At 60.0% G+C, this 26690-nt stretch carries 24 protein-coding genes; 13 read left to right on the forward strand and 11 right to left on the reverse strand.

The window, feature by feature from the left end; all coding sequences use genetic code 11:
• The first annotated feature begins 26 nt into the window (after positions 1–26).
• On the forward strand, positions 27–1184 hold the full coding sequence (locus tag HF949_RS05975; RefSeq protein ID WP_292899016.1) for an osmoprotectant NAGGN system M42 family peptidase: 1158 nt from the start codon (positions 27–29) through the stop codon (positions 1182–1184).
• 323 nt (positions 1185–1507) lie between these two features.
• Positions 1508–2296 (forward strand): ABC transporter substrate-binding protein, encoded by a 789-nt coding sequence (locus HF949_RS05980; RefSeq protein ID WP_292899017.1) that lies wholly within the window; start codon positions 1508–1510, stop codon positions 2294–2296.
• A gap of 166 nt (positions 2297–2462) precedes the next feature.
• Here the strand turns inward: HF949_RS05980 and HF949_RS05985 are convergent, their stop codons facing one another.
• Positions 2463–3920 carry an aminotransferase class V-fold PLP-dependent enzyme gene (locus HF949_RS05985; RefSeq protein WP_292899019.1) on the reverse strand — a complete coding sequence of 486 codons (1458 nt, stop codon included), beginning with the start codon at positions 3918–3920 and terminating at the stop codon, positions 2463–2465.
• Positions 3921–4027: 107 nt separating this feature from the next.
• Here HF949_RS05985 and HF949_RS05990 point away from each other — a divergent pair, with 107 nt between their 5' ends.
• Both HF949_RS05990 and HF949_RS05995 read left to right on the forward strand, forming a co-directional pair.
• Positions 4028–4489, forward strand: a complete 462-nt coding sequence (locus HF949_RS05990; protein WP_223019602.1) for an Lrp/AsnC family transcriptional regulator — start codon at positions 4028–4030, stop codon at positions 4487–4489.
• A gap of 16 nt (positions 4490–4505) precedes the next feature.
• A complete protein-coding gene (locus HF949_RS05995) occupies positions 4506–5729 on the forward strand; it encodes an MFS transporter (RefSeq protein WP_292899022.1) in 1224 nt (407 codons plus the stop codon).
• On the opposite strand, the gene HF949_RS06000 is transcribed toward HF949_RS05995, so the two are convergent.
• The 8 genes from HF949_RS06000 to HF949_RS06035 all read right to left on the reverse strand — a co-directional run bounded on the left by HF949_RS06000 (position 5730) and on the right by HF949_RS06035 (position 14355).
• Entirely contained in the window at positions 5730–6080 is a 351-nt protein-coding gene (locus tag HF949_RS06000) for a RidA family protein (protein WP_292899024.1), read from the reverse strand. It abuts the gene before it with no gap.
• A gap of 11 nt (positions 6081–6091) precedes the next feature.
• Positions 6092–7198, reverse strand: coding sequence for an NAD(P)/FAD-dependent oxidoreductase (locus tag HF949_RS06005; RefSeq protein WP_292899026.1), 1107 nt, complete (start codon positions 7196–7198; stop codon positions 6092–6094).
• A gap of 357 nt (positions 7199–7555) precedes the next feature.
• Positions 7556–8794 carry a Gfo/Idh/MocA family protein gene (locus tag HF949_RS06010; RefSeq protein WP_292899028.1) on the reverse strand — a complete coding sequence of 413 codons (1239 nt, stop codon included), beginning with the start codon at positions 8792–8794 and terminating at the stop codon, positions 7556–7558.
• A gap of 13 nt (positions 8795–8807) precedes the next feature.
• Positions 8808–9827 carry a LacI family DNA-binding transcriptional regulator gene (locus tag HF949_RS06015; RefSeq protein WP_292899030.1) on the reverse strand — a complete coding sequence of 340 codons (1020 nt, stop codon included), beginning with the start codon at positions 9825–9827 and terminating at the stop codon, positions 8808–8810.
• Positions 9824–10780 carry an ABC transporter permease gene (locus HF949_RS06020; RefSeq protein WP_292899032.1) on the reverse strand — a complete coding sequence of 319 codons (957 nt, stop codon included), beginning with the start codon at positions 10778–10780 and terminating at the stop codon, positions 9824–9826. Before HF949_RS06020 ends, HF949_RS06015 begins: the two co-directional genes overlap by 4 nt.
• Complete coding sequence (locus HF949_RS06025; protein ID WP_292900014.1) at positions 10777–11766, reverse strand: ABC transporter permease; 990 nt, start codon at positions 11764–11766, stop codon at positions 10777–10779. Before HF949_RS06025 ends, HF949_RS06020 begins: the two co-directional genes overlap by 4 nt.
• A 2-nt stretch (positions 11767–11768) precedes the next feature.
• On the reverse strand, positions 11769–13271 hold the full coding sequence (locus tag HF949_RS06030) for a sugar ABC transporter ATP-binding protein (RefSeq protein ID WP_292899033.1): 1503 nt from the start codon (positions 13269–13271) through the stop codon (positions 11769–11771).
• Positions 13272–13332: 61 nt separating this feature from the next.
• The gene (locus HF949_RS06035) at positions 13333–14355 is read right to left on the reverse strand and encodes an ABC transporter substrate-binding protein (RefSeq protein ID WP_292899035.1); all 1023 of its coding nucleotides are present in this window, start codon (positions 14353–14355) and stop codon (positions 13333–13335) included.
• Between the two features lie 351 nt (positions 14356–14706).
• On the opposite strand from HF949_RS06035, the gene HF949_RS06040 reads away from it, so the two are divergent.
• Positions 14707–15033 carry a hypothetical protein gene (locus HF949_RS06040; RefSeq protein WP_292899037.1) on the forward strand — a complete coding sequence of 109 codons (327 nt, stop codon included), beginning with the start codon at positions 14707–14709 and terminating at the stop codon, positions 15031–15033.
• Between the two features lie 29 nt (positions 15034–15062).
• On the opposite strand, the gene HF949_RS06045 is transcribed toward HF949_RS06040, so the two are convergent.
• On the reverse strand, positions 15063–15281 hold the full coding sequence (locus tag HF949_RS06045) for a hypothetical protein (RefSeq protein ID WP_292899039.1): 219 nt from the start codon (positions 15279–15281) through the stop codon (positions 15063–15065).
• A gap of 286 nt (positions 15282–15567) precedes the next feature.
• Here HF949_RS06045 and HF949_RS06050 point away from each other — a divergent pair, with 286 nt between their 5' ends.
• The 7 genes from HF949_RS06050 (at position 15568) to HF949_RS06080 (ending at position 23655) form a co-directional block, all read left to right on the forward strand.
• Complete coding sequence (locus tag HF949_RS06050) at positions 15568–16359, forward strand: GGDEF domain-containing protein (RefSeq protein ID WP_292899041.1); 792 nt, start codon at positions 15568–15570, stop codon at positions 16357–16359.
• A gap of 260 nt (positions 16360–16619) precedes the next feature.
• A complete protein-coding gene (locus HF949_RS06055; RefSeq protein WP_292899043.1) occupies positions 16620–17129 on the forward strand; it encodes a hypothetical protein in 510 nt (169 codons plus the stop codon).
• A 79-nt stretch (positions 17130–17208) separates the two neighbouring features.
• On the forward strand, positions 17209–17796 hold the full coding sequence (locus HF949_RS06060) for a L,D-transpeptidase (protein ID WP_441338385.1): 588 nt from the start codon (positions 17209–17211) through the stop codon (positions 17794–17796).
• A gap of 294 nt (positions 17797–18090) precedes the next feature.
• The gene (locus HF949_RS06065; RefSeq protein ID WP_292900018.1) at positions 18091–19491 is read left to right on the forward strand and encodes a TolC family outer membrane protein; all 1401 of its coding nucleotides are present in this window, start codon (positions 18091–18093) and stop codon (positions 19489–19491) included.
• A 34-nt stretch (positions 19492–19525) separates the two neighbouring features.
• Positions 19526–21703, forward strand: a complete 2178-nt coding sequence (locus HF949_RS06070) for a type I secretion system permease/ATPase (protein ID WP_292899045.1) — start codon at positions 19526–19528, stop codon at positions 21701–21703.
• A 53-nt stretch (positions 21704–21756) separates the two neighbouring features.
• Complete coding sequence (locus tag HF949_RS06075) at positions 21757–23034, forward strand: HlyD family type I secretion periplasmic adaptor subunit (RefSeq protein ID WP_292899047.1); 1278 nt, start codon at positions 21757–21759, stop codon at positions 23032–23034.
• A gap of 6 nt (positions 23035–23040) precedes the next feature.
• Positions 23041–23655, forward strand: a complete 615-nt coding sequence (locus HF949_RS06080; RefSeq protein ID WP_292899049.1) for a ribbon-helix-helix domain-containing protein — start codon at positions 23041–23043, stop codon at positions 23653–23655.
• 16 nt (positions 23656–23671) lie between these two features.
• Here the strand turns inward: HF949_RS06080 and HF949_RS06085 are convergent, their stop codons facing one another.
• The gene (locus HF949_RS06085) at positions 23672–24655 is read right to left on the reverse strand and encodes a transglutaminase-like cysteine peptidase (protein ID WP_441338386.1); all 984 of its coding nucleotides are present in this window, start codon (positions 24653–24655) and stop codon (positions 23672–23674) included.
• A 339-nt stretch (positions 24656–24994) separates the two neighbouring features.
• Here HF949_RS06085 and HF949_RS06090 point away from each other — a divergent pair.
• Positions 24995–26690, forward strand: a 1696-nt coding sequence (locus HF949_RS06090; RefSeq protein WP_292899051.1) for an Ig-like domain-containing protein, incomplete at its 3' end; no start/stop codon positions are given.

The raw sequence follows: 26690 nt of genomic DNA on the forward strand, positions 1-26690 counted from the left end.
CGAAATGGGCAATTCAAGGGGTATGCATGTCGCGACTGAAGATCGACGTTTCCTATCTGGTCGACCAGCTCAAGGCGCTTCTGGAGATCGACAGTCCCACTGGTTACACTGACACGATCGTCCGACATGTCACGACGGAGCTGGAGCGTCTGGGGCTCGAACCCGAGCTGACACGGCGAGGCGCTATTCGAGCCGTTGTGCGCGGTGGCCGTCGCGAAGGCGCACGCGCCATCGTCACCCATCTCGATACGCTGGGCGCTCAGGTCAAATACATCAAGGACAATGGTCGCTTCGAACTCATCCCTATCGGTCATTGGTCGGCGCGCTTCGCCGAAGGCGCACGGGCAACGCTTTACACCGAAAAGGGGACCTATCGGGGCTCAATTTTACCGTTGAAGGCGTCCGGACACACCTTCAACGACGACGTCGACACCATGCCGGTTGGCTGGGACTATGTGGAACTGCGTGTTGATGCCATGTGCTGGAACCGTGCCGACGCGCACAATCTGGGCATCGACGTCGGCGATTTCGTCGCCATCGACCCGCAGCCTGAATTTCTTGAAAACGGCTTCATCGTTTCACGGCACCTCGATGACAAGGCCGGCGTTGCCATCGCGCTTGCAGCACTGGAATCGCTTCTCGGCAACGAGGTGACGTTGCCGGTCGATACGCACTGGCTTTTCACTATCGCCGAAGAGGTTGGGGTGGGCGCCGCCTCGATCGTGACGCCAGAGATAGCCTCCATGGTGACCATAGACAACGGAACGACAGCACCGGGGCAGAACTCTGCGGAATTCGGCGTCACCATCGCCATGGCCGACCAGGCCGGGCCATTCGATTATCATCTCACGAAGAAGCTCGTCGAACTGTGCCGTGAGGAAGACATTCGCTATCAGAAGGATGTGTTTCGTTACTACCGCTCCGATTCCGCTTCCGCAATCGAGGCCGGCCATGATGTGCGCACGGCGCTGATCGCTTTCGGTATCGATGCTTCCCACGGGTATGAGCGCATTCACGTTCATGCGCTGCGTTCGGTTGCCGAGCTTGCTACTGCTTACGTGGCAAGCCCCATGGAGATCGAGCGCGACGTGGAGGAAGTCTCCGATATCGAGGGCTTCACCGAACAGCCGACCAACGAGGCGGAAATGGCGAGACGCGCCAACAATCTGCCGAAGCAGGACTAGACATTTTGCAGTCAGATGGAAACACCTGACGTCCGCACAAATGCGGAAAAACTGATGGATAGAGCGGGGCAGCGTTTCCGTGAAACGGTGAACCGCTCTGGCAGCTTGTCATTCGCGCCACGTGAAATCCTGGAGCGCGGTGGCGTTTTCCGGCCGCCGCTTCTGCATGGACCCGATCGGGGGAGAAACCTCTGCCGGGGATATGCGCGATTTTTTGAGCTTCAAATATCCATTGATCTGCTGCAGAATAAATGATCATGTGATCAAACAATTTCCGGGCTCCACTGGGAACAGGGGCCGGTGAGAATGGGAGAAGATCGATCATGAAGATCCGCGCATTTGCTCTGTCCATCGCGCTCGCAGCGGCGTCATTTGTGCCGGCGGCATTCGCAGAAACCATCACGGTAGGTGCCTATCCGGCCAACCCGCCGTGGGAGTACAAGACCGAGACCGGTGACTTCGAGGGATTTGAGGTGGACGTCGCCCGCGAGGTTGCCAAGCGTCTGGGCATGGAGGTCACGTTCCAGGATCTGGGTTTTCAGGCACTGTTTGCCGCAACAAGCTCAGGGCGGATCGACTTTGCCATATCGTCGATCTCGATTACCAATGAACGGCTGCAGAACCAGTCTTTCACTCAACCCTATTACGACAGTGACGGCACGATTGTGGGGCGCGAGGATTCTGAAGTCGCGACGCTGGAGGAGCTTGAGGGCAAGACGATCGGCGTCGTGGCTGCCACCACCGGCGAAGCCTGGGCGAAGGAGAATGCCGAGAAGTACGGCATTGCGGACATCCGCTCCTATTCGGCGCAGCAGGATCTCCTGCTTGACGTCCGGGCGGGTCGTCTCGAAGGCGGTGCTGGTGAAATCGCTGGATTTCAGTATGCGATGACGCAGGTGCCGGGCCTCAAGATCCTTGTACGCATCCCGACTGGCGAACGCTTTGCGATGATGACACGCAAGGACCATCCCCTTCTGGAAAAGGCAAACGAGGCAATCTCGGCCATGAAGGAAGACGGCACGATGGCAGCCATCCACAAGACCTGGTTCGGCGTTGATCCTGATCAGGGCACGAGCACCGTCAAGGCAATGCCTATTCCTCAACCGGAGTGAGGCCAGGAGCATCCGAAGCAGCGGCGTCCCTTCAAAGGACGCCGTTTTTGTGAGGAGAAAAAGCCGGTCCTGAAACGGGGCACGACTGGCTCCCGGAGTTCTCCTTCACGCAATCGGCTTCAATCGGACGAAGCCGGGGGAACAGCCACTGCACCAGCGGACAGGGTCAACCCGCCAGCGCGAGGCCCTTGTGGCGGAAACGCGCGGTGCTCGGGTCGAAATCATAGGCGCTCGCGTGACGTTGTGCCTCGCGCGCCAGGCGGTCGACCGTGTTGATGACGAAATCGGCCTTATCGTTAGTCATCAGATAGCTGAGGTTCAGCCGCACCCAGCCAGGCTTCTCCATCTCCCGGCCCTCTCGAATGCTCTCGAGCAGCGCGGCTGAGTGCCGTTCATCAATGCCAAGCAGGTGATGCGCATAGGGGCCCGCGCAGGCACAGCCGCCGCGCGCCTGAATGCCGTGAAGATCGCTCAGCATCCGCGTGAAAAGCTGATGGTGCAGCGTATTGCCTTCAGGGCAAAGAATCCGGAACGAGAAGATCGGCAGCCGCGGCGCAGCGGGGTTGCCAAGAAGCTGAAGGCAGGGGTTCAGCGACCAGACGCCGAGCGCCCGTTTACGCAGCTCCTCGTGCCGGCGATCAATGAAATCCTGGCCAAGTGCTTCCTTCACCAGGAGGACGAGCGCGGCGCGGATGTCGCCCACCACATTGGGGGTTCCGGCTTCCTCGCGGGCTGAAAGGGATCGGGAATAATCATGCGCCCATGGTGACACGAAGGTCACCGAACCGCCGCCGGGCATGGTCGGCTGTGCGGTGCGCGCGATGGCGTCGCGCAGGATCAGAAGGCCCGAAGCGCCGGGACCGCCGGGGAATTTGTGGGGTGAGAGCACCACGGCATCCTTTGCGCAGTCGGTGCCCGATTTCATGTCGATGTCGAGATAGGGCGCGCCGCCTGCATAGTCCCAGATGGCGAGCGCATCATGCGCTTTGAGAAGCCGCGTCACCGCATCCGTGTCGGTCGTTATGCCGGTGACATTGGAGGCTGCGGAAAAGGTACCCACCTTCAATGTTGCGTCGGCATTGGCTTCAAGTGCAGCGCTCAGCGCCTCCATGTCCGGACCGCCGCAGGCGGTTTCGGGAATGGCGATGATCGTTGCACCGCTCTCGCGCCAGGGCAGAATGTTCGAATGATGCTCATAAGGGCCGGTAAGCACCACCACCCGACCGCCGGCCGCGATGGTTTCTGTGATCTGCAGCAGGCGCACGAGCCGGTTGATGCCGGATGTAGCGCCCGATCCGGAGAAGACCACGCTCGTCTCTTCATCCGCTTTGACGAGGCGGTGAATCTCGGCACGCGCCGCCTCGCGCAAGCGCGTTGAGAACGAGCCGCAATACGAGGCTTCGGTGTGGCTGTTGGCGTAGTAGGGCAGTACCTCATCGCGGATGAAATCCTCTACCTGCGCAAGCGCGCGGCCAGAGGCCACATAATCCGCATAGATCAGCGGCTTTTGCCCGCAAGGACCGTCGATCATCGCATTCTCGCCGATCAGACCGGTCCGCAGATACTCGGCAATGTCCGCGCGTTTGAGGCTGTGCTTGAAGGCGTTCAGAACATCACGTGCCATGGTTCAATCCATCAAAGTCGTCAGAACGAAAGGATCGCACAGTGATCGTCTATCATTTTCACAGATAATGATGGATACTGCGAGAAATTTGGGTCATATGATCGGATATGGTTGAGAAAATAGATCAGTTTGACAGGCGTATATTGCGGGCGCTTCAGCGAGACGCATCTCTCTCGCAAAGGGATCTCGCGGAAAAGGTGGGTCTTTCCCAGAATGCCTGCTGGCGACGTCTCAAGTCGCTGGAAGAGCGCGGCGTGATCCGTGGCCGCACGCTTCAGGTGGACAGGAACAAGCTGGGGCTGGGCCTTGTTGTGTTCGTGATGGTGAAAACACGCCATCACTCCACGGCATGGCTGCAGACGTTCCGTCAGCATGTTTCCAGCATTCCCGAAATCGTCGACTTCTTCCGCATCGGCGGCGATTATGATTACATGCTGCGCATCGTGACGACCGATATGGAAAGCTATGATTCCGTCTATCAGCGCCTGATCCAGAAGGTCGAGCTTGAATCCGTCACGTCTTATTTTGCCATGGAGGCCATAGAAGAGCGCCGCCCCCTGCCAATCTGACCGTTCAGGCCTGCTGTTGAAAAAACCGTCCATCTCGTTCGAGCGCGTCGCGCTCTACGCGTTTCTCACATCACTGACAGCAATCAGCATCGATGCGGTGCTGCCGGCCTTGCGGATCATTGAGACGGAACTCCATGTGGAGCCGCCACTCTCCACACAGCACATCGTGTCGCTCTTCATCTTCGGCATGGTTTTCGGCGAGTTGTTCCTCGGCCCGATTTCCGATGCCATAGGGCGCAAGAAGGCTCTCGTCTTGGGACTCGGTCTTTATATGGCGGGCACATTGGTGGCGATGTTGTCGACAAGCGTCGGCGTGATCGTTCTGGGCCGCGTTCTGCAGGGCATCGGCGTGGCAGGGCCGAAGATCGCCACTCGCGCTCTGATCCGGGACCAATTTGAGGGTGAGGCAATGGCGCGGATCATGTCTTTCATGTTCGTGCTGTTCATTCTCGTACCGATGCTCGCCCCGGCGATGGGGCAGCTCGTTCTGGCTTTTGCCGGCTGGCGGGCCATCTTCATGGTTTATCTCGCTCTCTCGGTGTTTCTGTGCATCTGGCTGATGGCACGGCAGCCCGAAACACTTCCGCCGCAAAGCCGCATCCGTTTCCATCCGGTCTCCCTTGTGCAGAACGCTGCGCGCATCCTGGGCAATCGGCGTGTGACGCTTCTTATCGTGGCGACCGGCCTCGTCTTCGGTGCACATCTTCAATATTTGAGCACGGCAGCCGACATCTTTTTCGACGTATACGGCGTGTCCACTCTGTTCCCCGCCTATTTCGCCGCGTTTGCCGCCGGCATGGGCCTTGCGTCCATGGCCAATGCACAGGTGGTGCGCCGCTTTGGCATGCAGGCGATGTGCGAGGGGGCTCTGATCGGCCTTGTCATCCTGGGCCTTGGCCTGCTTTCCCTGTCAGTTTTCTACGAAGGCAGGCCGCCATTTCTGGTCTTCATGGCAATGGGGTTCGTCATCTTCTTCTGCATCGGCATTCTGTTTGGCAATCTCAATGCCATGGCGATGCAGTCACTCGGACAGCTGGCGGGGCTTGGGGCCTCACTCATTGCGTCCGGATCGAGCCTCGTGGCCGTGGTCTTTGCGGTCGGCTTCGGCGCATTCTACAACCAGACGACAATACCGCTCGCATCCGGCTTTCTGGCCACAGGTGTGTTTGGGTTCGTTCTCGTCCGGCTCGCCCTGGGGGCGAGCCAGGAGCCGGTGATACCGGTAAAGCGTGCGGCGTGATCAGCCGGCGGCTGCTACCACGATGATCTCGACCGTGTAATCAGGCGTGGCCAGCGCGGACTCGCCGCAGGCGCGGGCTGGCGCGTGGCCGGGCGCGACCCAGGCGTCCCAGACCTCGTTCATCTCGGAAAAATCCTTCATGTCCGCAAGCCAGATGGTCGCCTGCAGGATGCGGGTCTTGTCAGAACCGTTCTGCTCCAGAAGCGCATCGATCTTCTGCAAGATGTCTTTGGTCTGCGCAGCCACGCTCGCGCCCGGCGTACCCACCTGGCCGGCGAGATAGATCGTGCCATTATGAATGACGGCCTGGCTCATGCGGGTGCCGGTGTCGACGCGTTTGATTTCGGACATGAAATTTCCTTTCAGGACTTGATGAGACGGTTCGGTGCAAGGGCCTGCACCACGGTATCGGGCAGGGTGGCAGAGCGCCCCGCACAAAGATCGGCTGCCAGCGCAGAGAGGGCGGGCGAGGTCTGCACGCCATACCCGCCCTGGCCGGCCAGCCAGAAGAAGCCCTCCGCATCCGGCGCGAAGCCCACGGCGGGCGTGCGGTCGGAGAAAAAGCTGCGCAGGCCCGCCCAGCTTCGCTCGATGCGTGTGACGGGCACGGTCACAGCCTGCTCGAAACGATGCAGCCCTTCGGCCAGTACCATATCGTCGGGCCAGGCATCGAAGGGTTCGGACGGGTCTTCGTCCGCCGGCGAGACCATAAGCTTGCCGGCATCCGGCTTGGCGTACCAGCCTTCGCCGGCACAGGCAAAAAGCGGCCAGCCTGTCACGTCATGCCCGTCAGGCGCAGGCAGGATCACGGCGGAGCGGCGCATCGGCGTCAGGCCCAGCGGCTGGACACCCGCCAGCCTCGCAATCTCGTCGGCCCAGGCGCCGGCGGCGTTTACGATGACGGGCGCGGAGAACGAGCCCTGCGGTGTTTCCAGCGTCCACGTGCCGTTTTCGCGCGAAATAGCGGTCACGGGCGCCTTGTTGACAATGGCACCACCGCGATGGCGCAGCATTCTGGCAAAGCCCTGCAAAAGGCGGTCGACATCGATGTCCTGAGCGCCCGGCTCGATCGCGGCTGCAACGACGCTTTCGCGTTTCAGAATGGGAACGCGCGCGACGGCCTCGTCCACGCTAAGCCGTTCCATGCCGGTCGCGCCCTGGAGGATATTGTCGAGCGCGTCCACATGCTCATCGCTGGCCACATACAGCAATCCCCGCGGGCTTAGAACGCTCTCCTCACATATGCCTTCCGGCTCGCGGAACACCGGTTCCGAGGCCGCGTTCAGTGCGCGCAGCGTGACGTTGCCATAATTGCGGATATAGATCGCTGCGGAGCGACCTGTTGCGTGGTAGCCGATAGCCTCTTCCGCCTCGAGGACAGTGACTTTCGCATCCGCTGAAATCCGCGCACCGGCGCCGATGCCGGCGATACCGCCGCCGATAACGATGATGTCGGATGTTTGGCTCATGTTCCCCTCCACGTCGTTCCTTCGCCTGACCCAGCACCGTGAGTGTCCACACACGGCAGACCGGTCGTTCGAGCAATCTCGTCTACCGTGTCCCCATAACGAGCTCTTGAATATGGGCGACCCTTAGCCGCCCACAGATACCGATCAAAGGGGGAAAGCAATAGGTTCAACACCCGTGTGGCATTATGGCACCGGCCTTCATAACAACGGAGGCATCGGAAATCGGGATGGGCCCAGGCGGCGCGCGCTCCGACGAGGTCGGCTGCTGGAAAGCCGGTGTGCCGCAGATGTCAAATGTGCCACGGGAGGCAACTCACCGGCTGGCTGTGCGCTCCAGCCGGTGAACCAAGCACAGTCTTACCGGCGCGCCACCACTGGCACGTAATTCTCCAGATCGGGATTTGGGAAGCGCACCGTGTTCCCGGTTTCCGAGGAGAGGTACAGACCCATAAGAATTTCCATCACCGCAACACCGTCGGCAAAGGTCTCAATCGGCTCTTCGCCCTTTCGGAAGCACTCGACCATGTGCCGGTTCTCATCCGTGTAGCCATAGACCCCGGCTTCATCTTCCAGCACCGGCATCAGGCCCTGCTCGGCGTTCTGCTTTTCAACGAGATCCTCACCCTCGTCGCCGGTCACCTCGCGCGACATGAAGATCTTGAGCCCGGTTCCCAGCGAGTTGAACTCCATCGCATATTCGGGGCCAAGAAGCTCAAGCTGAATGCGCAGGCCGGCTCCCACATAGGCCCAGGACGTGCTCGCCTCGATCATCAGCTCGTTGCCGTCCTCGTCTTCCAGCATCACATTGCCACGCGCGAAATCTTCCGAAGGACGGTTCGCATAATCCACTTCGGGGCCGAAGCGCTTCTTCAGGTCTTCCACATAGCGCGGCCGGGTCCATTTCAGATTGGCCACATTGCCCTGCACCGCCTTGAGCTTCAGCGAATCGCGCTTCTTGCCCGGTTCTGTCAGGAGATGGCGTGCCACCTCGACGCTGTGGCACATCATGTCGAGCAGCACGCCGCCGCCCTGCTTGTCGCCCTGCCAGAACCACGGTTCGTGCGGGCCGGAATGCTCTTCCGCTGCGCGAGCCAGATAGGGCCGGCCGGTCGTGGAAGCGGCGCGCCGCCAGATGATCTCCTTGCCGCGCAGAACGGGCGTCGCAAAAACCTGATTTTCCAGGTAGCCATGGTTCAGCTTGGCGGCTTCGGCCAGCCTCAGCATCTCGCGTGCATCGGCCACCGTCCGAGCCAGCGGCTTTTCGCAGGCCACGGCAAACACCTTGCTGCGCCCGGCCACCACTTCGTCATGGATGGTGCGCATGGTGTCCACGCGCGTGTCATTGGGCGAGAGGATCCAGATCGCGTCCACATCGTCCGCCTGCAGCATGGACACGAGGCTGTCATGGCTCTTGCACTCGCCGAGCCCCAGTTCAGCCACCAGTTTGACAATGCGTTCGCGGTTTTCCGCCTTGCGGCTGTAGACGGCGGTCACGTCCACATGGCGCACGGCCACCATGGAGCGCAGGTGAAATTCGGCGATGAAGCCGGTGCCGACAAGGCCGATGCGCAGGCGTTTTCTTGGCTGTGCGGACATGGTTGTTTCCCTTTCAAGCTGATTTGGGTGGTGCGGTGGTGCCGCGCACGCGCAGCGTGGCCGGCAGGACGACTGGTTTTGCCGGCACAAGCGCACCGGACAGCATCTTGAGAAGAATGCTCATTGCCTGTTCACCGATGTCGATACGCGGCTGGCTGACGGTGGTGAGCGGAGGATAGAACGCCTCACTCAGATATAGATCGTCGAACCCGACAACGGATACGTCGCCCGGCACGTCGCGTCCCGATTCGCGCAGGTGGTGAATGGCACCGAAGGCCATTTCGTCATTGGCGACAAAGATTGCCGTGGGCGGTTCGGGAAGCTCGAACAGCGCCTTGCAGGCCCGCGCCCCGCCATGGAGAAGATAGTCGCCGCGCTGCTCATAGCCCTCCGGAATGGCAAGCCCCGCTTTGCGCATGGCACGGCGATAGCCCTCCTGGCGGCGAAGGCTCATCACCTCCGGCACGGGACCGGAAATATGGGCAATGCGCCGATGGCCGAGCCCGATCAGGTGTTCCACCGCCTCGCAGGCTGCCGCGACATTGTCGATCTGTACATGGGGAAAGCCAGACCCTTCAATCGTTTCCAGCGCCACCACGATGGGCGCGTTCGGGGGTAACCTGTTCCGCGGACCATCTTCCTCAGGCAGTTTGCCCGTCATCAGGATCATGCCGTCTGCATGCCCGTCGCGTAGCATGTCGAAATATTCGATCTCGCGTTCGGGGTCGTTTTCGGTGTTGCCCATCAGCACGGAATAGCCGGCAGCACGTGCAGTCGCTTCCACGCTTTTCAGAATATCGAGATAGAACGGGTTGCCCACATCACGCACCACCATCAGCACCGCCATGGAGCGGGCGGTGCGCAGGCTGCGGGCGCTGGCATTGGGGCGGTAGTTCAGTGCATCGGCCGTTTTGCGCACGCGCGCGCGGGTCTCGCTCGTCACGAGGTCGCTGCCGCTCAGTGCGCGTGACACGGTGGCCGGGGAAACGCCAAGCGCCTGGGCGATATCCTTGATCTTGGGGCGACGGTTCATGCGCGCAGCCCCCGCCCACGGCCATAGAACAGCATCAATACCAGAAGCGTGGCGCCGAACACCATCTGCCGGCCCGATTCATCGATATTGATCGTGGTCAGGATGCTCTGCAGCACCACCAGCAGAACAGCACCCGCCATCGTGCCGGTGTAGCCGCCTTTGCCGCCTGAAAGCGGCGTGCCGCCAAACACCACGGCAATAATCGAAGGCAACATGTATTGCTCCCCCACATTGGCAAATGAGGAGCCGGAATAGCCAAGCAGGCAAAGCCCGGCAATGGCGGCAAACACGCCTGAAAGCATGAAGAGCGCAACCCTCATGCGCCGCACCGGCACACCGGCCATGAAGGCGGCCTGCTCGTTGGAGCCGATCGCATAGATGCGCTGGCCGAAGACCGTGCGGTGCAGAATGAAGGCCATCAGCAGGCCAACGCCGATCCACAGCCAGATGATGCCGGGCAGACCGAGAAGGAATGGCCGGGTCACGAATTCCGAAAGGGCAGGGGCCGCACGGCCCGAAGGGATGCCCTGCCGGATGACCACCAGAAGCCCTTGAAGTACGCCCAGCATGCCAAGCGTCATCACCAGTGGCGGAATGCGCAAGAGCGTAACACCGAGCCCATTGAACAGGCCAAAGAGCGCGCCGGTCGCAACACAGGCCAGAATGGCCAGCGGGATGCCGCCATCCATGCCGTTCATCACATTGCCGGCAACGATGGCTGAAAGGGAGACCACGCCGCCGACCGAAAGGTCGATGCCTTCCCGCCCACCCAGAATGACGAGGTTCTGCCCGGCCGCCACGATGCCGAGCAGGGCGGCAACGATAAGCAGGCGCAGAATCTGCCCGCCCGAGGCGAAACCCGGCGAAAGCGTGTTGCCGAGAAACAGAAGTGCGGCGATGAGCGCCAGAGCGATCAGGAGCGGATTTTTCGCGATTTCGATGACCCGGCTCATGTGCGTCCCCTGCGGCTCACCAGAACGCCAACCATCAGGGCCGCGAGTATGGCGAGGCCCTGTACGAAGTTCTGCCAGTGCGAGGGTGTTCCGGCGAAGAACACAAGCGAGTTGATGAGCCCGATGATCAGCGCCGCGATGACGGAGCCCGCAACCGTGCCGAAACCGCCCGAAAGCGCGCTTCCACCCAGCACCACGGCCGCCACACTGAAGAGCGTCATCTTCGCGCCGACGAGAGGATCGCCGCTCGCCGTGTCGCCTGTGATGCAGAAGGCGGCAAGCGCTGCGAACACGCCGCACAGCGCGTAGCCGCCAATGCGGATCGCTGTCACGGGAAGCCCGCTTTGAAAGGCTGCCTGCTGCCCGTCGCCCACCGCCAGAAGTTGCGTGGCAAGCCGGGTGCGGGCAAGCAGGTAAAGCAGAATGGCGAGCGCCGCAGCCACATAGAAGACGAACGGAATGCCGAAGAATGTGCCGCCATACGTGCGCCAGAAAACGGTGGGCGCGGGCATGCCGGCCACCGGCAGGATGACGAGCGCCAGCCCGGTGAAGAAGATGCTGGTGGCAAAGGTTGCGACGATGGCCTGGAGCCGGAGTGCAGCCACCACGAAACCGTTGACCAGCCCGCAGGCGAGCCCCACGAGGACGCCCACGCCGAGTGCGGCCAGAACCGAAAGCCCACCTCCACCCATATGCTGCATCAGCACGATGATCGTCACATTGACCAGCGAGGCGATGGCGCCGACCGAAAGGTCGATGTCTGCGGCATAGACCACATAGGTCTGCGCCACGGCCAGAAGCATCAGCGCCAGATAGGTGCGCACGAGCCCTGTCAGCGAGCGGAAGCTCAGGCTGTTCGGTTCAAAAATGCCGTTCAGAACCAGAAGCACGACGAGAATCAGAAGGGCAGGGAGAAAGGGAAACCGCCCGAGCAGCGCCCGAAAGCTTCCATTGTCCTGTCTGGTGGGGCTGGAAACACTGGTCATCGTCATGCCGCCTCGTAGGCTGCCTGGTAGAGATTGTAGCGGGTGCGCTCAGCGCCGCTCAGCTCGCGGCTCACCGCCCCGCCATTGAAGACCAGAATCCGGTCGGCATTGTTCAGGAGCTCGGCGTCTTCGGAGGAGTAAAGCAGGATTGCGAGCCCTTCTTCGGCGAGCCTGCGGATCAGGACGAAAAGGTCCGCCTTGGCCGAAAGGTCGATGCCCTTTGTCGGATCGTCGAGAAGCAGGATATCTGGTTTGTCGATCAGCCAGCGGGCGATGACGATCTTCTGCTGATTTCCGCCCGACAGTGAGCCAATGGAATGGGAGAGCCCGGCAAACTTGGTGTTCAGTGCCTTCAGCGCAGGCAGCGCCTTTTCCGAAAGCGACCTGGGTCTTGCCAGTACAAGCCTGTTACGCAGCGCATGTATGGGAATGACATTTTCAAGAATGGGCCGTCCGCTGATGACGCCGTCGCGCCCCCGATCCCCCGAAACATAGGCGATGCCGTGCGCGATGGCCGCGCGCGGGCTTTCCGTGCGAAGCGGCTGCCCATTGAGCATCACCTGACCCGCACGTGCCGGCGGCGCGCCGAACAGCGCCTTGAGCAGTGCCGATTGTCCCTGCCCATGCAGGCCGCCAAGCCCGAGAATTTCACCACGCCGCACGGAAAAGCCGACATCGCGGAATCCCACGCCCGTCAGGTTCTCCACCGCCAGCGCCACATCGCTGGAAGCCTGAAGCGGCGGGGGTGCCGCCTGCGGCGCGGCCAGCACTTCCTGCTCGCCCACCATCATGCGGATCACGGCCTCTGGACTTGTGTGTGCGATGGCTTCTGTGCCCACCGTTTCGCCATCGCGGATCACCGTCACACGGTCACCGATGGCAAAAATCTCATCCATGCGATGGGAGATGAAAACGATGCTGCGTCCCTCACTTTTGAGGTCGCGCAAAATCTCGAAAAATCGATCCACCTGCGCCCGGTCCAGCGCGGAGGTCGGTTCGTCGAAAATCAGGATCGGCGCTTCAGTCGCCAGCGCCTTCATGATCTCCACCAGTTGCCGCTGGTCCGCCCGCAGTTCGCCGACGGTGGCCGTGGCATGCAGGCTGCCGCCTGCAACCGTTTCGAACAGCGCAATGTAGCGGCTGGCCTTTTCTGCCAGTGCTTCGCGATCGACGAAAAGCCCGTTCTTCCTCGGCAGGTCCGGCAGGCAGATGTTCTCGGCCACGCTGCGATGATCGGCGAGGCTCAGTTCCTGATAAAAAATGCCGATGCCCAGCGCCTGCGCAGCACGGGGGCCGCTCACGGTCACCGCGTTCCCGTCAAGCAGCACCTCGCCGGCATCGGGCCGCACGCTGCCAGCGACAATCTTGCAAAGCGTGCTCTTGCCGGAGCCATTGGCACCGATCAGCACATGCACTTCACCCGTGTCGAGTGCGAGGTCGCCGCGGCGTAGCGCCAGCGTGGCGCCGTAAGCCTTGCTTACACCGCTGAGCTTCAGTTTGGTCATGACATGTTTCCAAAGAGAGCGCCGCGCCAGTCAATGCCGGCGCGGCAATCATGGAACGGGCTTACTTGAACAGCGCTTCCGCATCCTCGATGGAAAGCGAGCTTGTATAGGAATAGTAGCCCGGCTTGCCTTCGACCGAAGCGGCCACTTCCTTCAGGTTCTCAGAACTGATGAAGGGAATCGGCAGATACATGGCGTTGTTGTACTGCCCGGCCGTGGCCGGCTCCTTCAACTCGCGTCCCTGCAGCATGAGAACAGCCACGTTGAGCGCGCTTGCCATCACGCCGGGCGGGTTCACCGATGCACCGGAGTTCAAGTCGTTTTCGGTCCAGATGTCGATGAAGTCCTTGCGGATTTCGCCGGTTGCGGCGATGTCGCCCGCCTTGTCGGCATCCATGATGGATCGCCACGCGCCGGCGGCCATGCCGTCCTGAACCCAGACGCCGTCAATGTCGGGATAGGTGGCAAGCAGGTTCTGCATCGCCTGCTGGCCCTGCGCCTGGTCCCAGTTGGCGTTCACTTCGTTGACGATCTCTATGCCCTCGTGCTCGCCGAACACCTCGCGGTAGCCGGCAACGCGCATTTCATTTGCCGGGTGGCCCGCCACGCCGTTGATGGCGACCACCTTGCCTTCGCCTTCCAGCGTTTCGGCCAGCCATTTGGCGCTTTCCATCGCCCAGCCTTTCTGATCGATACCCACATAGATGGCGTCGGGCGAAGAAACTTCGGCATCGGTGGCGATCACCAGAATGCCGGCTTCCTTGGCCTGCGCGAACACAGGGTCAAAGGCGGTCGGGCTGTTGGGGTTGATGATGATCGCGTCAACGCCCTGGCTGATGAAATTGCGCACATGGGCGATCTGACCTGGCACGTCGACATTGGCGCTCTGCGCAACCACTTCGACATTCACGCCTTTTTCCTTCCAGGCGGCTGCGGCCTGTTCGGCTTCCTCGATCATCTGGGTGCGCCACTCGCTGCCCACCCAGCCGTTTGAAAGGCCGATCTTGAAATCTTCAGCCAGGGCCGAGAGTGCGGTGCCCGCAAGGGCAGCAGCGGCCAGGGCGACAGTTGCCAGTCGTTTCATGAATTCCTCCCTGATGACAGACACCAGCGGCGCAGGCAGCCGAGGCCCCGTTGCCGATCGTGTGTTTCCTTCCCTTTGACGTGTCCTCCGCAGGTGTCCTGCCACGTCAATGAAAACGATTGTATGGCAAATGTAATCGATTTCAAGATGAAATTTTCCCCTGCTGAAACTCCGAATTTGACGGTTTCTCGCCCCGAGGGATGGCAGGCCACCCCTCGGGCGAATGAGGGTAAGGACAATGCATCGGAACCATGTTTCATAATGATACAATCTGTTCCCGTGGCTTGGTTGCCGGGCTTCTGATAACGCGGCTAACTTCTGAGCGTATGTAGTGATTCGAGTAGCGTCAAAGTGTCGAAAGAAGTGTCGCTGGAGGTGGTCCAGCTGGAAATGTTGCTGAACCTTGCAGATTTGATTGCGCAGGGTTTCGAGACCGCCCTTCTGGCCGCCCTGAACGACGTGGGCGGGAGCGTTCTCTTCAATCGCCGACTTGATGGGGATCCGCGATTTCAGCGGGTTGCGGCTGTCATGGTGGGCCCGGAAGCCGACGTCGCGCTGGTGTTTCTCGACCATTCCGGAACAACCATCCATATGGAAAGCGCTGGCGAGAGCACACGAATGATTGCGCGTGAGGCCGAGAAGGCCCGCGACCGGGTGTGCGACGGCGAAGCGCAATGACGCCGATCATACGGGCGCAGCGCGTTTACCTAACCGTGATGTGAGGTCTGCTTGGGTCGAGGGGAGCCTGCCTGCGGGAAGGGGATGACTTCGCACGACCGTGGCTTGGCTGAATATTCGGCTTTGAGGGCGGCATCCATCAGCAGTCCGAGCGTTTCTCGCAACTGCTGGGTCGCCGCGTCGGTGCCGGTGAGTTCCGCTTGCGCCTTCTCCAGACAAGCGTGCACGGATGCAAAGTTCGTCGGCATGATGGTCCTTCTTCGATGCCCCCGCATCTGAGTGATCATGCGCAGAAAATCGTAACCGGCAAACAAAATATATGGAGCGCATTTTAACGATCATGGCTCGGTGCCTGTCGTTCAGACACCGCAAACCCGAAAAAGCCAGTAGTCAAACTCCCCGGAGCCTTCATCCGCGATCGGGTCATTACTCGCCGCGTTCCCGTGATCGTTAAAACTCGATCCATCAATGAAGCTTTTGTTAGAAGTTTGCCGGTTATCTAAGACTCAGGCACACTGGGAGCGTTGAAAGCATATGGACAAGTCGCTCTTGCAACGCAAACCGCGCTGGACATGGCTCACGGCCTTTATACTGCTTGGCACCGTCGCTGCGGTGGGGCTTTCCTTTTGTATCCATTATCTCTTGTTCTTCGGCGATGACATCAATCCCTATCAGCGCAGTCTAATCGCCGCACTGGTTTTGCCTCTGTTCATTGCTACGCCCCTGTTTGCATATATCGGCCTGGCGAGTGAGCAATTGAGACGTGTAAAGCGAGAACGGAATTTCGCTGCTGCCCATGATCCCTCCACTGAGGTTTTCAATGGCGACATGTTCACCACTCTGGTGGAGCGACGCCGCGCTGCGACCGTTTCTGAAGCAGGCCGCACCTTTGGCGCCCTGCTGATCGTGGAAGCCGAGAACACGCGTGACATCAGCATCGACTACGGCTTTAGCTATGGCGAAGAGTCGATGCGCCAGATTGCATCGGTGATCCGGGCCAATGTGCGGCGCAGCGATGTCGTCGGTCGCCTGAGCGGCAATGAGTTTGGGGTGTTTTTGCCGGGTGCGACAGTGGAGCAGGCGCGTGATGTCGGTGAGCGCATTCGCAATGCTGTTGCAAAGGCACCCTTTGTTGCGCAGGGGGAAACGATCGAACTCGCACTTGATATTGGCGGGGTGATCTTCGAAGACCAGATAGAGTTTCGCGGCCTGATGAGGATCGCTTCGGAGCAACTCGAGAAAGCACGCCAGGGCGAGGCCGATGGATTTCGGCTCAGTGCACTCAACGCAATGGATGCGGAAGAGAATGGTCACAGTCGCGAATAGCGCACGCGCCGCCCGCCGCCTCCCTGAGCTTGCCTGAGCTTGCCTGAGCTTGCCCGAGCTTGCCCGAGCTTGATTGCCTTCGACACCACTGAACCTGGCGGCTGCTCTCGATGCACTGGACAGGCCGGATATTTAGCCGCACAATGAATAAAGCAAGCAGCCCATTCGGCCACAGGTAGCCTTGGGCAGTCGAGGCCGCGTGACGGGCTGCTTTTGCAGTGGAGGCGGCACGCTGTTGCGGGGTCGCCCAGGGGGTGGCGATGAACCTCAACGCGCTCATTGCGTCTGGATGTTTGCTTCTACTTGCTTGCGATTTCGTGCGCGCGAATGAGCGCGGCGCGAGGCTGTTCCAGGCGCCGATGCCTTTCTCAGATGAAATGCACAAAGACATTGCAGCCCTTTATGCTGCACGCGTCGATGTATTGAGGCGTTATGCATGGGCGATGTCGGCCAAACGGCATGCTCTTGCAGGGCCACGTGCGGATGTGGCCTACGGGGGAAGTTTCGCCGGGGCTTTTGGGGAGATCGGGGTCGCGGCATTTATGGGGCGAAATGAGGAACACGTCCTGAAACTGGGAAGCAACACGCTGATCATTGCGCGCGGCAAGCCGCTGGGGAATCTCTACACAGAGGTCGATTGTGTGATCGTGGAACGACCTGCCCTTGTATGTCGGGATGGGCGTACCAGGTCGATCTCGGCACCTGACACGACCTCCATCCGGATCGAGGGAGAGACGTTTGAGATGGCGAAGAACGATACACTGGAATAGTCACACTCGACCAGGCGCGGTGAAACGCGCATCGTGCAGGCAACTGCCGAAGGCAATCTTCCAGTCTGTCGCAGGCGCGTTGACGCTGTTGTTTGTTTTGTTTCCTGCGACGCCGGCAGATGCGCAGACCGCTGCGGTGCGTCAGTTCGATCCTGCAACCGGGACATGGGTGAGGCGTGAGCGGTCTTTGTCTTTCAAAGCGCCCTGGGCCGAAACAGATTTGAAGCCTTCGGTGGTGCCATTCTCGGAGAACCTGCCCGCGGGCTCCATTGTGATAGAGACGGCTGAGCGGCGGCTGTATCATCTGCGGGGTGACGGTACAGCGGTGCGCTATGGAATCGGTGTCGGTCGCGAAGGGTTTGCCTGGCGTGGCCGGGAGCGCATAACAAAGAAAGCGGAATGGCCGGATTGGCGACCGCCGATCGAGATGGTCAGACGTGAGGCGGCAAAGGGCCGTATACTGCCCTCTGTGATGGAGGGAGGGCCTGAAAACCCGCTTGGCGCACGCGCCCTGTATCTCGGATCCACTCTGTTTCGCATTCATGGCACCAACGAGCCCTGGACAATTGGCAGGGCTGTTTCCTCAGGGTGCATTCGAATGACCAATGAGGATGTTATAATACTTTATAGCAGCGTTAAGGTCGGGACGCTTGTTTTAGTGAGATAGGGCAATAAGACTGACAGTATTCAGCATATTTCAAACTTGAAATGCTTAACAAAAATCAATTTTTGTTGCTATTGGGCAACATTTTCTCAAAATGAGTCGACTAAAATACTCCTAAAGAGGTATTGGTGGGGCGTATATCATAGCCAGCCAAGGGGAGTTAGCTTAGCATAAAATAATATTTGGAGGTCTGGTCTTGAAGCTGGACGGGTCCTTGGTTGTGCCGGTGGAGGCACAGGCAAAGGGGGGGTAATGGCACACAGTTCACGTGTTTTGAGTATTCTCGCCGCAGCCTTGATGAGCGGTGCGGTTTTGTTTCCCACCAGCGCGAATGCGCTTTCCGTCAAGGAAGCGATGGCGGTGGCACTCGAATCCAATCCTGAAATCGGCCAGGCGATCGAGAACCGGGAGGCAATCGAGTTCGAATTGCGCCAGGCCCGAGGGCTTTTCCTGCCAAGTGTCGATCTCGAAGCATCGGTCGGTGCGCGTCGGCTCGACAATCCCTCACGCCGCGGCGTCGGTATTGAGGACGACCCGCTCTATCCAGCTGAAATCGGATTGTCGATAACGCAGAAGCTGTTCGATGGTGGCGGGCGACGGGCCGAACTCGAGCGTCAGGCGGCACGTGTGGACTCGGCTTCCTTCCGTGTCCTCGAACGTTCCGAAACCATCGCGCTACAGGTCGTGCGCGAATACCTGGAATATCTTCTGCAGGTCGAGATCGTGAACGAGGCGCGGAAGAATGTCGGCTTTCATCAGTCGATGCTGGGCGATATCGGCTCCCTGATTTCCGGCGGCGCGCTCACTGAAGCCGACAGACAACAGGCACAGGAGCGTATGCTCTCCGCAAAAGCGCGGCAGAAGGAAGCCGAGGAAGAGCTGGAGGCGGCAAAGATCCGGTTCTACAAGCTTGTAGGCAAACCGCTCACCAATCCATCCATGCCGGGCTCGGTGGCTTCCGCCCTGCCGTCTTCTCTCGACAAGGCGATCGGTATCGCGCGGGCCAACAATCCGCGCATCAAGGTTGCCAACGCCGATATCGATGCGGCTGACGCTCTGGTCGATGCCGCCCGCTCCAACATGCTGCCTGAGATCAGCGCGGAAGGACGCGCCCGTGCCGGTTACGACATCGACGGCGCCGACGGGCGCACAAACGATCTCCAGGCGCGGATCGTCGCCAAGTGGAACCTCTACCGCGGCGGCATCGACGTTGCCAATGAGCAGGAGCAGATCCGCCGCGCCAGCGAGCAGCGCCTTGTGCTGCACCAGGCCTATCGCGAGGTGGAGGAAGCCGTTCGCATTTCGTGGGATCGGCGTCAGCGGCAGATGGACCTGGCAGGCACACTGCGTGCTCAGGCACAGACCAATGCGCAGCTCGTCAACTCATATAGAGAGCAGCTGGTCGTCGGCCAGCGGTCTCTGCTTGATGTGCTTGGTGCGCAGAATACGCGGTTCAGTGTCAACGTTTTGTCGAAGACGGCTCAGTATGCCGCGCGGTTCGCCGAATATCGCATACTTGCCGCAACGGGGACGCTGCTCTCGACGATGAACCTATCGAGCGCCAAGCAATCCGAGGCCTACGCACGTGCTGAGTTCAACGTGCCGGAGACGGCACCGACCGAAACCTACAAGAGGCTGCCTTCGCGACAGACGAACGACTTGCCGCTCGATCTTCTCGCGCCGATCCGTTCGCAATAGCCCTCGCAGGTGCAAGGTGGCATAGAGGAGGAAGGTGGAACAACTCCGCAATAATCCCGTGGCGGGCACGCCACTTCAGGCAGGCAGTTTCAGGTTTGCCTTTCGGGAGATTGCGCAGTTTTTGGCGCGGCCGAGTTCGGAAACGGTCCTGTTCTCGGATACACCTTTTGATGAAGACAGCCCTTCCCTTGAGGATATAGAGCGGCTTTCCGCCCGCATCGGGCTCGAGGTGGAGCAGCACAGCCGGCGCGAATTGGCCAGTGGTTCGCTTGATCTGCCTGTACTTGTGGTCTTTGAAAACGGTACGGCGCAGGCGCTCCTCGAGCCCCTGCCAAATGATCACCTGCGGACCACACTACTGCCCGATCCTGTTGCGGAAGAAGGCATTGCCCTGAAAGATGTGCTTTCCAGGAACATCCGCCTGATCCTTTCTTTCAGCGTCATCTATCTGAACCAGTCCGAAAGCACGGACTCGACACAGGTAAAGCAGATAGAGAAGCGTCACTGGTTGACGACGACGCTTGCACCGTTCTGGAAGTCCTATGCCCAGGTCGCCATGGCAGCGCTCTTCGTCAACCTCCTCGCGCTGGCCTCGCCCCTGTTCGTCATGAATGTTTACGACCGGGTGCTGCCCAATCAGGCGACGGCCACGCTGTGGGTTCTGGCGCTGGGCGTCGCTGGCGCGATCCTCTTCGATCTGCTTTTGAAAAGTGTGCGCGCGGCACTGATCGATTATGCCGGTCGCAAGGCCGATCTGAAACTCTCCTATCTTCTGTTCGAGAAGGTGCTGCACGCGACGATGGCGTCCCGCCCGATGTCGACGGGCGAATATGCCAATCGGGTCACGCAGTACGAGTTCGTGCGCGAGTTCTTCACCTCGAACACTATCAGCACACTGATCGACAGCGTCTTCGTTTTTGTGTTCATAGCGGTGATCTACGGTGTGGCCGGCTGGCTGGCGGTTATACCCGCCACGGCCTTTGTCTTTGCATTGATCATCGGCCTGATTGCCCAGTCGCGGATCGGTCGGCGCGTGGCAACCGCCAACAATGAAGCTGCGCAACGCCAGTCTCTCCTGGTGGAGACGATAGCCACGATCGAGACCGTGAAATCCCTTCGTGCCGAGCGCACATTGCTGCGTCGCTGGAGCGAATTGGCCAAGAACGCTTCGCGCACCGCCGAAGGCATCAAACAGCTTTCGGCCTGGGCGGCGAACATGACGCAGTTCGTTCAGCAACTGGTGACAGTGGGACTGGTTGTCGCCGGCGCCTATGAATTTTCGAAAGGCAATATTTCCACTGGTGCGATCATAGCCACGGTCATGCTGTCGGGGCGGGCTGTGGCCCCCCTTGGTCAGATCGCCATGACACTCTCTCGCATGCGTCAGGCGCTTTTGTCTTTGCGCATCCTCAACGCGATCATGGAGCAGCCGGAGGATCGGCCGGAAAGTGCAGGGTTTGTAAACCGCGAGATTCGCTCCGGAGATGTTGCCTTCCGGAATGTAGGCTTCACCTATCCCGAAGCCGCCAGCCCGGCCCTGGTAGATTTCAATCTTTCAGTCAAAGCGGGAGAACGCGTCGGCATAATCGGACGCATCGGATCCGGCAAGACCACCGTCGGCAGGCTTCTGGCCGGCCTTTACCCGCCCTCGAGCGGCAACCTGCTTTTGGATGGCGTGGACATTCGTCAGTATCACCCTTCCGTGGTGCGCTCCGCCGTCGTCTTCACCTCTCAGAGTGCGGATCTCTTCTCGGGGTCGGTGAAGGAAAACCTCCTGATGGCAAAGCCGGGGGCGAGCGACGATGAACTGGTAGCCGCGGCGGAAGCGGCCGGCGTCGACGCTTTTGTTGCCCGCCACCCAAGAGGATACGACATGCCGGTCGGCGAGCGCGGCAGCCAGCTTTCGGGCGGGCAGAGACAGGCGGTCGCCATCGCGCGCGTTCTGCTCAGCGACCCACGGGTCGTGTTCATGGATGAACCTTCTGGCGCCATGGACCTTGCAAGCGAACGTGAACTGATCGCCCGGATGAAAACGGCGTTCCACAAGGATGTGACGCTGGTCATCTCCACCCATAGGCACAGCATGCTGCAACTGGTCGATCGTCTGGTGGTTATCGATCAGGGGCGCGTCATCGCCGACGGGCCCAAGGAGAGAGTGATCGCGGAATTGCAGAAGAACGCCGGGGGCGGGCGTTCGGGAAGGAAACCCTAAGCCTCTTGCGGCCCTTCGAAAGGGCGCTCAGGCAGGAAGAAAGGCGGATTGCAATGGACCGTCCTCCACTGGCTGCACGATTGGGGCTGGTAGTGATCGCCGCCCTGACGATGACCTTCATAGGCTGGGCGTCTATTGCCGAGGTTCAGGAGATCGCCCGCGGCGAGGGTAAGATCATACCGGTTTCAAAGACGCAGATCGTTCAGTCGAGCGAGGCCGGGATCGTCCAGGAAATTGCGGTGACGATTGGTCAGACCGTGAGCAAAGGCGATCTGATCCTCCAGCTCGATGATACGGCGACGACATCCTCGCTTGGTGAAGCGGCCGCGCGTGCACGCGCCTTGCGTGCGCAGATCACACGGCTTGAACTGGAGGAAAAAGGTGAACTGGAAGGGGAATATGTATGCCCGGCGGAATTGCAGGAGGTTGCGCCAGACATTTGCCAGAACGAGGCAAGGCTTCTGAAGGCCCGTGCAGACAATATCAGGAACAAACGCTCTGTTTTGATTGAACGTCGCCTCCAGCGGCTGAATGAGCTCGACGAAGCGCGCGCCAACATCAAGCGGCTGGAAGAGAACCTGGAACTTTCGCAGCGCGAAGCCGATCTTCTCGCCCCAATGGTCAAACGCAAACTGGTCGCGCAGACGGAATTGTTGCGCGTTCAGAAGGAACTGGCCGAGACCCGTGGCCAGCTCGAGTCCACACGCGAGGCCGTGGAGCGCATCGAGGCCTCCATCAACGAGGCAACGCTGCAGATCGATGAACTCGCCCTCCAGATGCAGCAGGAAGCGCTGGCCGAAAAAACACAGGCGCTGGCAGAACTCTCCGTCATCGAAGAGACCATTCGCGGCGCAAGCGACCGGGTGGCGCGCACCGACATCCGCTCTCCGGTGGACGGCATCATCAACACGCTGGAGGTCAACACGATCGGCGCTTATGTGGAGCCGGGTACCGTCGTTGCCGGCGTGGTGCCGACCTCTGACACGCTTCTGGTGGAAGCGCGGATTTCGCCGCGGGATGTCGCGTTTGTCCGGCCGGGGCAGCCTGCGTTGATCAAGGTCACCGCATATGATTTCTCGATCTACGGTGGGCTGGAAGGAGAAGTTTCGAATGTGTCAGCCGACAGCCTGGTAGATCAGAACACTGGCGAAACCTACTATCAGGTGCGGGTCAAGACCGATCAGGCCGAACTCATCCGCGATGGCAAGAGCCATGCGATTTTCCCAGGTATGGTGGCCACGGCAGACATCATGACCGGCAAGAAAACCATACTCGCCTACCTCATGAAACCGATCAACAAGGCGCGCAATGAAGCGCTTCGAGAGCGGTGAGCGATCATGACGAAACCTGCTGAACTCACCAGAGGCGAAGATTGGGCGTTCCAGCCCAGGTTCCGCGTTCTGCGCGTCGGCAGCGCCCGGCGGGGCATTCGCCTCGAAGAGATTTTCTGGGCGGTGCTGCAACAGATCGCTGACGCGCGCGATTGTTCTGTGGGCGACGTGATCCAGGCCTGCGAAAGCCGGTTGGAAAAGGGTGCGAACCTCTCTTCGGCTTTGCGGGTTGAGGCGGTGGGCTATTTGCAGCAGGAGTTCGAAACCGCCCGCAGCAAGACCGGCCGGCAGGCGGTGCGCAACCAGGTTATGGCGAGTCCATCACCGTGTTTTGCGCTGACCGGCGACAAGCAATTGATGGCTTATAATCCGGCGTTCATCGGTTTTGTCCAGTCGCGCCTGTCGAGCCTGGCCTCCAACACCACTGGGCAGGGCGTTCGCCTGTCGCTGGACATCCAGTTCTCCGACCTGATTGAAAAGCTCAGGATCGAGGGCAGTGGGCCGGCGACGGTCGGCTTCGTCATCGGCGTCGAGCGACAGTTGATCCGGGGACGCCTCAATGCAATTCTCGCACCGCTGATCGATCGGGAGGCGATTATCGGATTTATCCTGCCCAATTGAGAAACGCTGATGCCGGTCAGTTCGCGCCGATGCGCCGGTTTTCTATTCTGTGTCCGGAAGCCGCCTGAAATCCCTCTCCGGGCGCAAGATCGCGCGGCAAAGGTGTAATCGCCGCCACCATGGAACCGTCGCGCCTCTTGCCATGTATCCAGGAGCGGTGCCCGCTGAGCGAATAGAGAGGCAGATAGTTCGGCAGTGCGGTGTCTTTCATTACCCGATCATGCAGATTGTCCAGAATATAGTGTCCCTTGGTCGTGGAAACGGCCAATACCGCGTGAAACAGGGAGCGGTTCTGATCCTGAAGCACAACGATCGACATGCTGCTCAGGGGGATGCCGGCGGCATTGAGTGCCGCCATTTTGAGTATCGCGTAATCTTCGCAGTCTCCTTTTCCGCGGTCGATAATCTGCGTCGGCGTTGCCCATACATCCAGCCGGCGATAATTGGCGCGGTCTGACATATAGGCGACGGTCCGGTTGACGGTTCGATTGATCGCCTCGAGCTTTTGCGAAAACGGCTTGGCTTTGATCTCCCGGACGAGGTGCGACATTTCAGTCGCGCGCGGTGTGCAGCCGCTATCATCTGCGCACCTGGTGAATTCCGCCCGCTCGATCGACGGGTAAACGGTCCGCCAGCTTGCGCTGGATGGAAGCGCCCTGAAAGGGATGGCCACCGAGCCGAACACGCCCGTTGCAGAAGCGGGGTTCTTCAGTTTGTTGCGTCGGATCTCTGTTCTGGTGGAGGCAGCAGCATGGATTCTTTTCGCCGGAAGCCCGGCAATGGCAGCTGTCCAGCTATGCTTTAACCGAACAAGGCTGTTGCCGACCGCTGCTATGGCGGTTGAAGCCGAAGGAAGGCTAAGGCTGGTTGTGGTGAAATAGGAGGTGAGCGCTGTTGCAACGTGACCCGCAGCAGCCGGCTGGGGTGTTGCTGCCAATGTCAACGCCGACATCACAAATGCTGCACCCCAAAGAGTATGTCTATGTTTTGCTATACTCATTTTCCGCCCCCGGATCTTGATTTGAAGATAGGGGATGCAGATGAAGTGCCGATTAAGTGATAGGGATTATTATGTGTTTTCGGATTTTGTCGTATTTAACTCGAAATGTTATTTGTGTGGTAATTTCGCGTTAACCATCGCCGGTGGGCAGGCGCGGCGCCATGAAGTTGCGAATAGGGGAAATTACAGGCGGATGTATATTATATTATGTCTATGGATTAACCAGAAATAAATATCAAGAACAATCGAATATTATAATATATCAGCGCGTTATACATTGTATTGCGCCAATTAAACTTGTGTGGCCCGCTTCCTGGAAATCTGTTTCCGGGGGTTATGATGGCCAACCAAGATCGCACCGACAAGACCGACGCACGCGCAAGCGCTCTCGGAGAATCCACGGACCACCCGTCCAGTCAGGTCGATCTGGCCACACTCCAGATCGCGCAGAATGAGAGCGCCGGAGAACCGGTTCCTGTCGATCCCGACACTGGCCAACTTGGGGCGGCATCGATTGTCCCTGATCTTCCCGAAACGGTAACACCGGGCGCCGACAACATCGTTCGGCTCCCCGAAGGTGTCTCCATAGACGAGATCAAACTCGATGGTGACAATCTGGTTCTGGTTCAACCCGATGGCTCGACCGTCACAATCCTCAATGCCGCTCTGAAGGTTCCTACCTTCCTTATAGGAGAGGTGGAAATACCCGAGCTTGCGCTCGCCGCTGCGCTGCAGGCCAATGGCATAGACGTTGCCGCGGGCCCCGACGGCGCATTGACTGTCGTCTCGTCTGCCACACAAAGTGGCGGCGGAAACTTCACCACGCCCAATGGTGGCATTGGTGATGCCGGTCCGGTGATCGACCTACTTCCGCCCACGGCATTGCAGTTTGGGGCGCCGGAACGGCGCGAGCTTTTCCCGTCACTGCGTGAAGACCGGGAAAACGATGTACCCGAGCTGAGCATTGTGGGCATCGGAGCACCGCCCGGCGAAGTGAACGAGAGCGCACTTGCTTCGGGCTCTGGCGGGGGCACCACCACAACCAAAGGCAACATCCTCGTCGATCCCGGGAATGACGGCCTCGCTTCGCTCATGGTTACAAACGCCAATGGGGTGAGCGTGGATGTAACGAATGGCGGTCTGGTCGAAGGCACATACGGGACATTGCTGGTCACACGGAACAGCGATGGCACATACGGTTTCGAGTATGTGCTTTCTGAAAACACCACAGAGCATGACAAGCCGGGTGAGACAGGCGCAAACGATGTCGTCAGGGACGTCTTCAATTTCGTCGTGACTGACGGCAATGGCGATACGGCAACTGAGAATCTGACGATCACCATCACGGATGATGGCCCGGTTGCGGTGGACGACACAGAAACCGTCTCTGCCGGCGCGTACGGTCCCGTCGCGGGCAATCTCATCACGAATGCCGAGGCCAATGGCGACAATGGTGCCGATACCCCGGGGGCTGATGGGGCGGCAGTGTCCTCCGTCATCGCCACCTCGGCCGAAGGGCCGGCAACCGCCGTCGGGACAGATACGGTCGTTGAGGGGCTTTACGGTGTTCTGACAATTTCCTCGGATGGATCCTACAGCTATGCACGCACTCCCGGCACGGCGGGTGGCGTCCAGGATGTGTTCACCTACACGCTGACGGACGGCGACGGTGATACCGACACTGCGACGCTGACAATAGACATTGGCGACGCGTCGGTCGAAATCCGCACGCCGGGTATCGAGGAAGATGGGACGATTGTTTTCGAACGGGGCCTTGCCGAGCGTGGTGGCGAGCCAGCCGGTTCGGGCGAGAGCGCGGATGGCGACGGCACGGACAATGAYGACCCGTCGGAGGCGACGTCCGGCACGGTGACGTTCACGGCGCCGGATGGCGTCCAGTCGGTCAGCGTTGCCGGCACGGCGCTCGCCCTTGGCGATCCGTTCCCGCAGACGGTGTCGAGCGATGCGACGGGCACGCTGGTGGTGACGGGCTACAGCTACAATGCGGTGACGGGTCAGGGCTCGATCAGCTACA

Origin of the sequence: Nitratireductor sp. (assembly GCF_017794765.1) — a bacterium.
GTDB lineage: Bacteria > Pseudomonadota > Alphaproteobacteria > Rhizobiales > Rhizobiaceae > Nitratireductor.

Excerpts from the sequence above, each read along its gene's own strand:
- HF949_RS05975 (WP_292899016.1), top strand. The coding sequence starts at position 27 with ATGTCGCGACTGAAGATCGACGTTTCCTATCTGGTCGACCAGCTCAAG.
- HF949_RS05980 (WP_292899017.1), top strand. The coding sequence starts at position 1,508 with ATGAAGATCCGCGCATTTGCTCTGTCCATCGCGCTCGCAGCGGCGTCA.
- HF949_RS05985 (WP_292899019.1), bottom strand. The coding sequence starts at position 3,920 with ATGGCACGTGATGTTCTGAACGCCTTCAAGCACAGCCTCAAACGCGCG.
- HF949_RS05990 (WP_223019602.1), top strand. The coding sequence starts at position 4,028 with ATGGTTGAGAAAATAGATCAGTTTGACAGGCGTATATTGCGGGCGCTT.
- HF949_RS06000 (WP_292899024.1), bottom strand. The coding sequence starts at position 6,080 with ATGTCCGAAATCAAACGCGTCGACACCGGCACCCGCATGAGCCAGGCC.
- HF949_RS06005 (WP_292899026.1), bottom strand. The coding sequence starts at position 7,198 with ATGAGCCAAACATCCGACATCATCGTTATCGGCGGCGGTATCGCCGGC.
- HF949_RS06010 (WP_292899028.1), bottom strand. The coding sequence starts at position 8,794 with ATGTCCGCACAGCCAAGAAAACGCCTGCGCATCGGCCTTGTCGGCACC.
- HF949_RS06015 (WP_292899030.1), bottom strand. The coding sequence starts at position 9,827 with ATGAACCGTCGCCCCAAGATCAAGGATATCGCCCAGGCGCTTGGCGTT.
- HF949_RS06020 (WP_292899032.1), bottom strand. The coding sequence starts at position 10,780 with ATGAGCCGGGTCATCGAAATCGCGAAAAATCCGCTCCTGATCGCTCTG.
- HF949_RS06025 (WP_292900014.1), bottom strand. The coding sequence starts at position 11,766 with ATGACCAGTGTTTCCAGCCCCACCAGACAGGACAATGGAAGCTTTCGG.
- HF949_RS06030 (WP_292899033.1), bottom strand. The coding sequence starts at position 13,271 with ATGACCAAACTGAAGCTCAGCGGTGTAAGCAAGGCTTACGGCGCCACG.
- HF949_RS06035 (WP_292899035.1), bottom strand. The coding sequence starts at position 14,355 with ATGAAACGACTGGCAACTGTCGCCCTGGCCGCTGCTGCCCTTGCGGGC.
- HF949_RS06045 (WP_292899039.1), bottom strand. The coding sequence starts at position 15,281 with ATGCCGACGAACTTTGCATCCGTGCACGCTTGTCTGGAGAAGGCGCAA.
- HF949_RS06050 (WP_292899041.1), top strand. The coding sequence starts at position 15,568 with ATGGACAAGTCGCTCTTGCAACGCAAACCGCGCTGGACATGGCTCACG.
- HF949_RS06055 (WP_292899043.1), top strand. The coding sequence starts at position 16,620 with ATGAACCTCAACGCGCTCATTGCGTCTGGATGTTTGCTTCTACTTGCT.
- HF949_RS06065 (WP_292900018.1), top strand. The coding sequence starts at position 18,091 with ATGAGCGGTGCGGTTTTGTTTCCCACCAGCGCGAATGCGCTTTCCGTC.
- HF949_RS06075 (WP_292899047.1), top strand. The coding sequence starts at position 21,757 with ATGGACCGTCCTCCACTGGCTGCACGATTGGGGCTGGTAGTGATCGCC.
- HF949_RS06080 (WP_292899049.1), top strand. The coding sequence starts at position 23,041 with ATGACGAAACCTGCTGAACTCACCAGAGGCGAAGATTGGGCGTTCCAG.
- HF949_RS06085 (WP_441338386.1), bottom strand. The coding sequence starts at position 24,655 with ATGAGTATAGCAAAACATAGACATACTCTTTGGGGTGCAGCATTTGTG.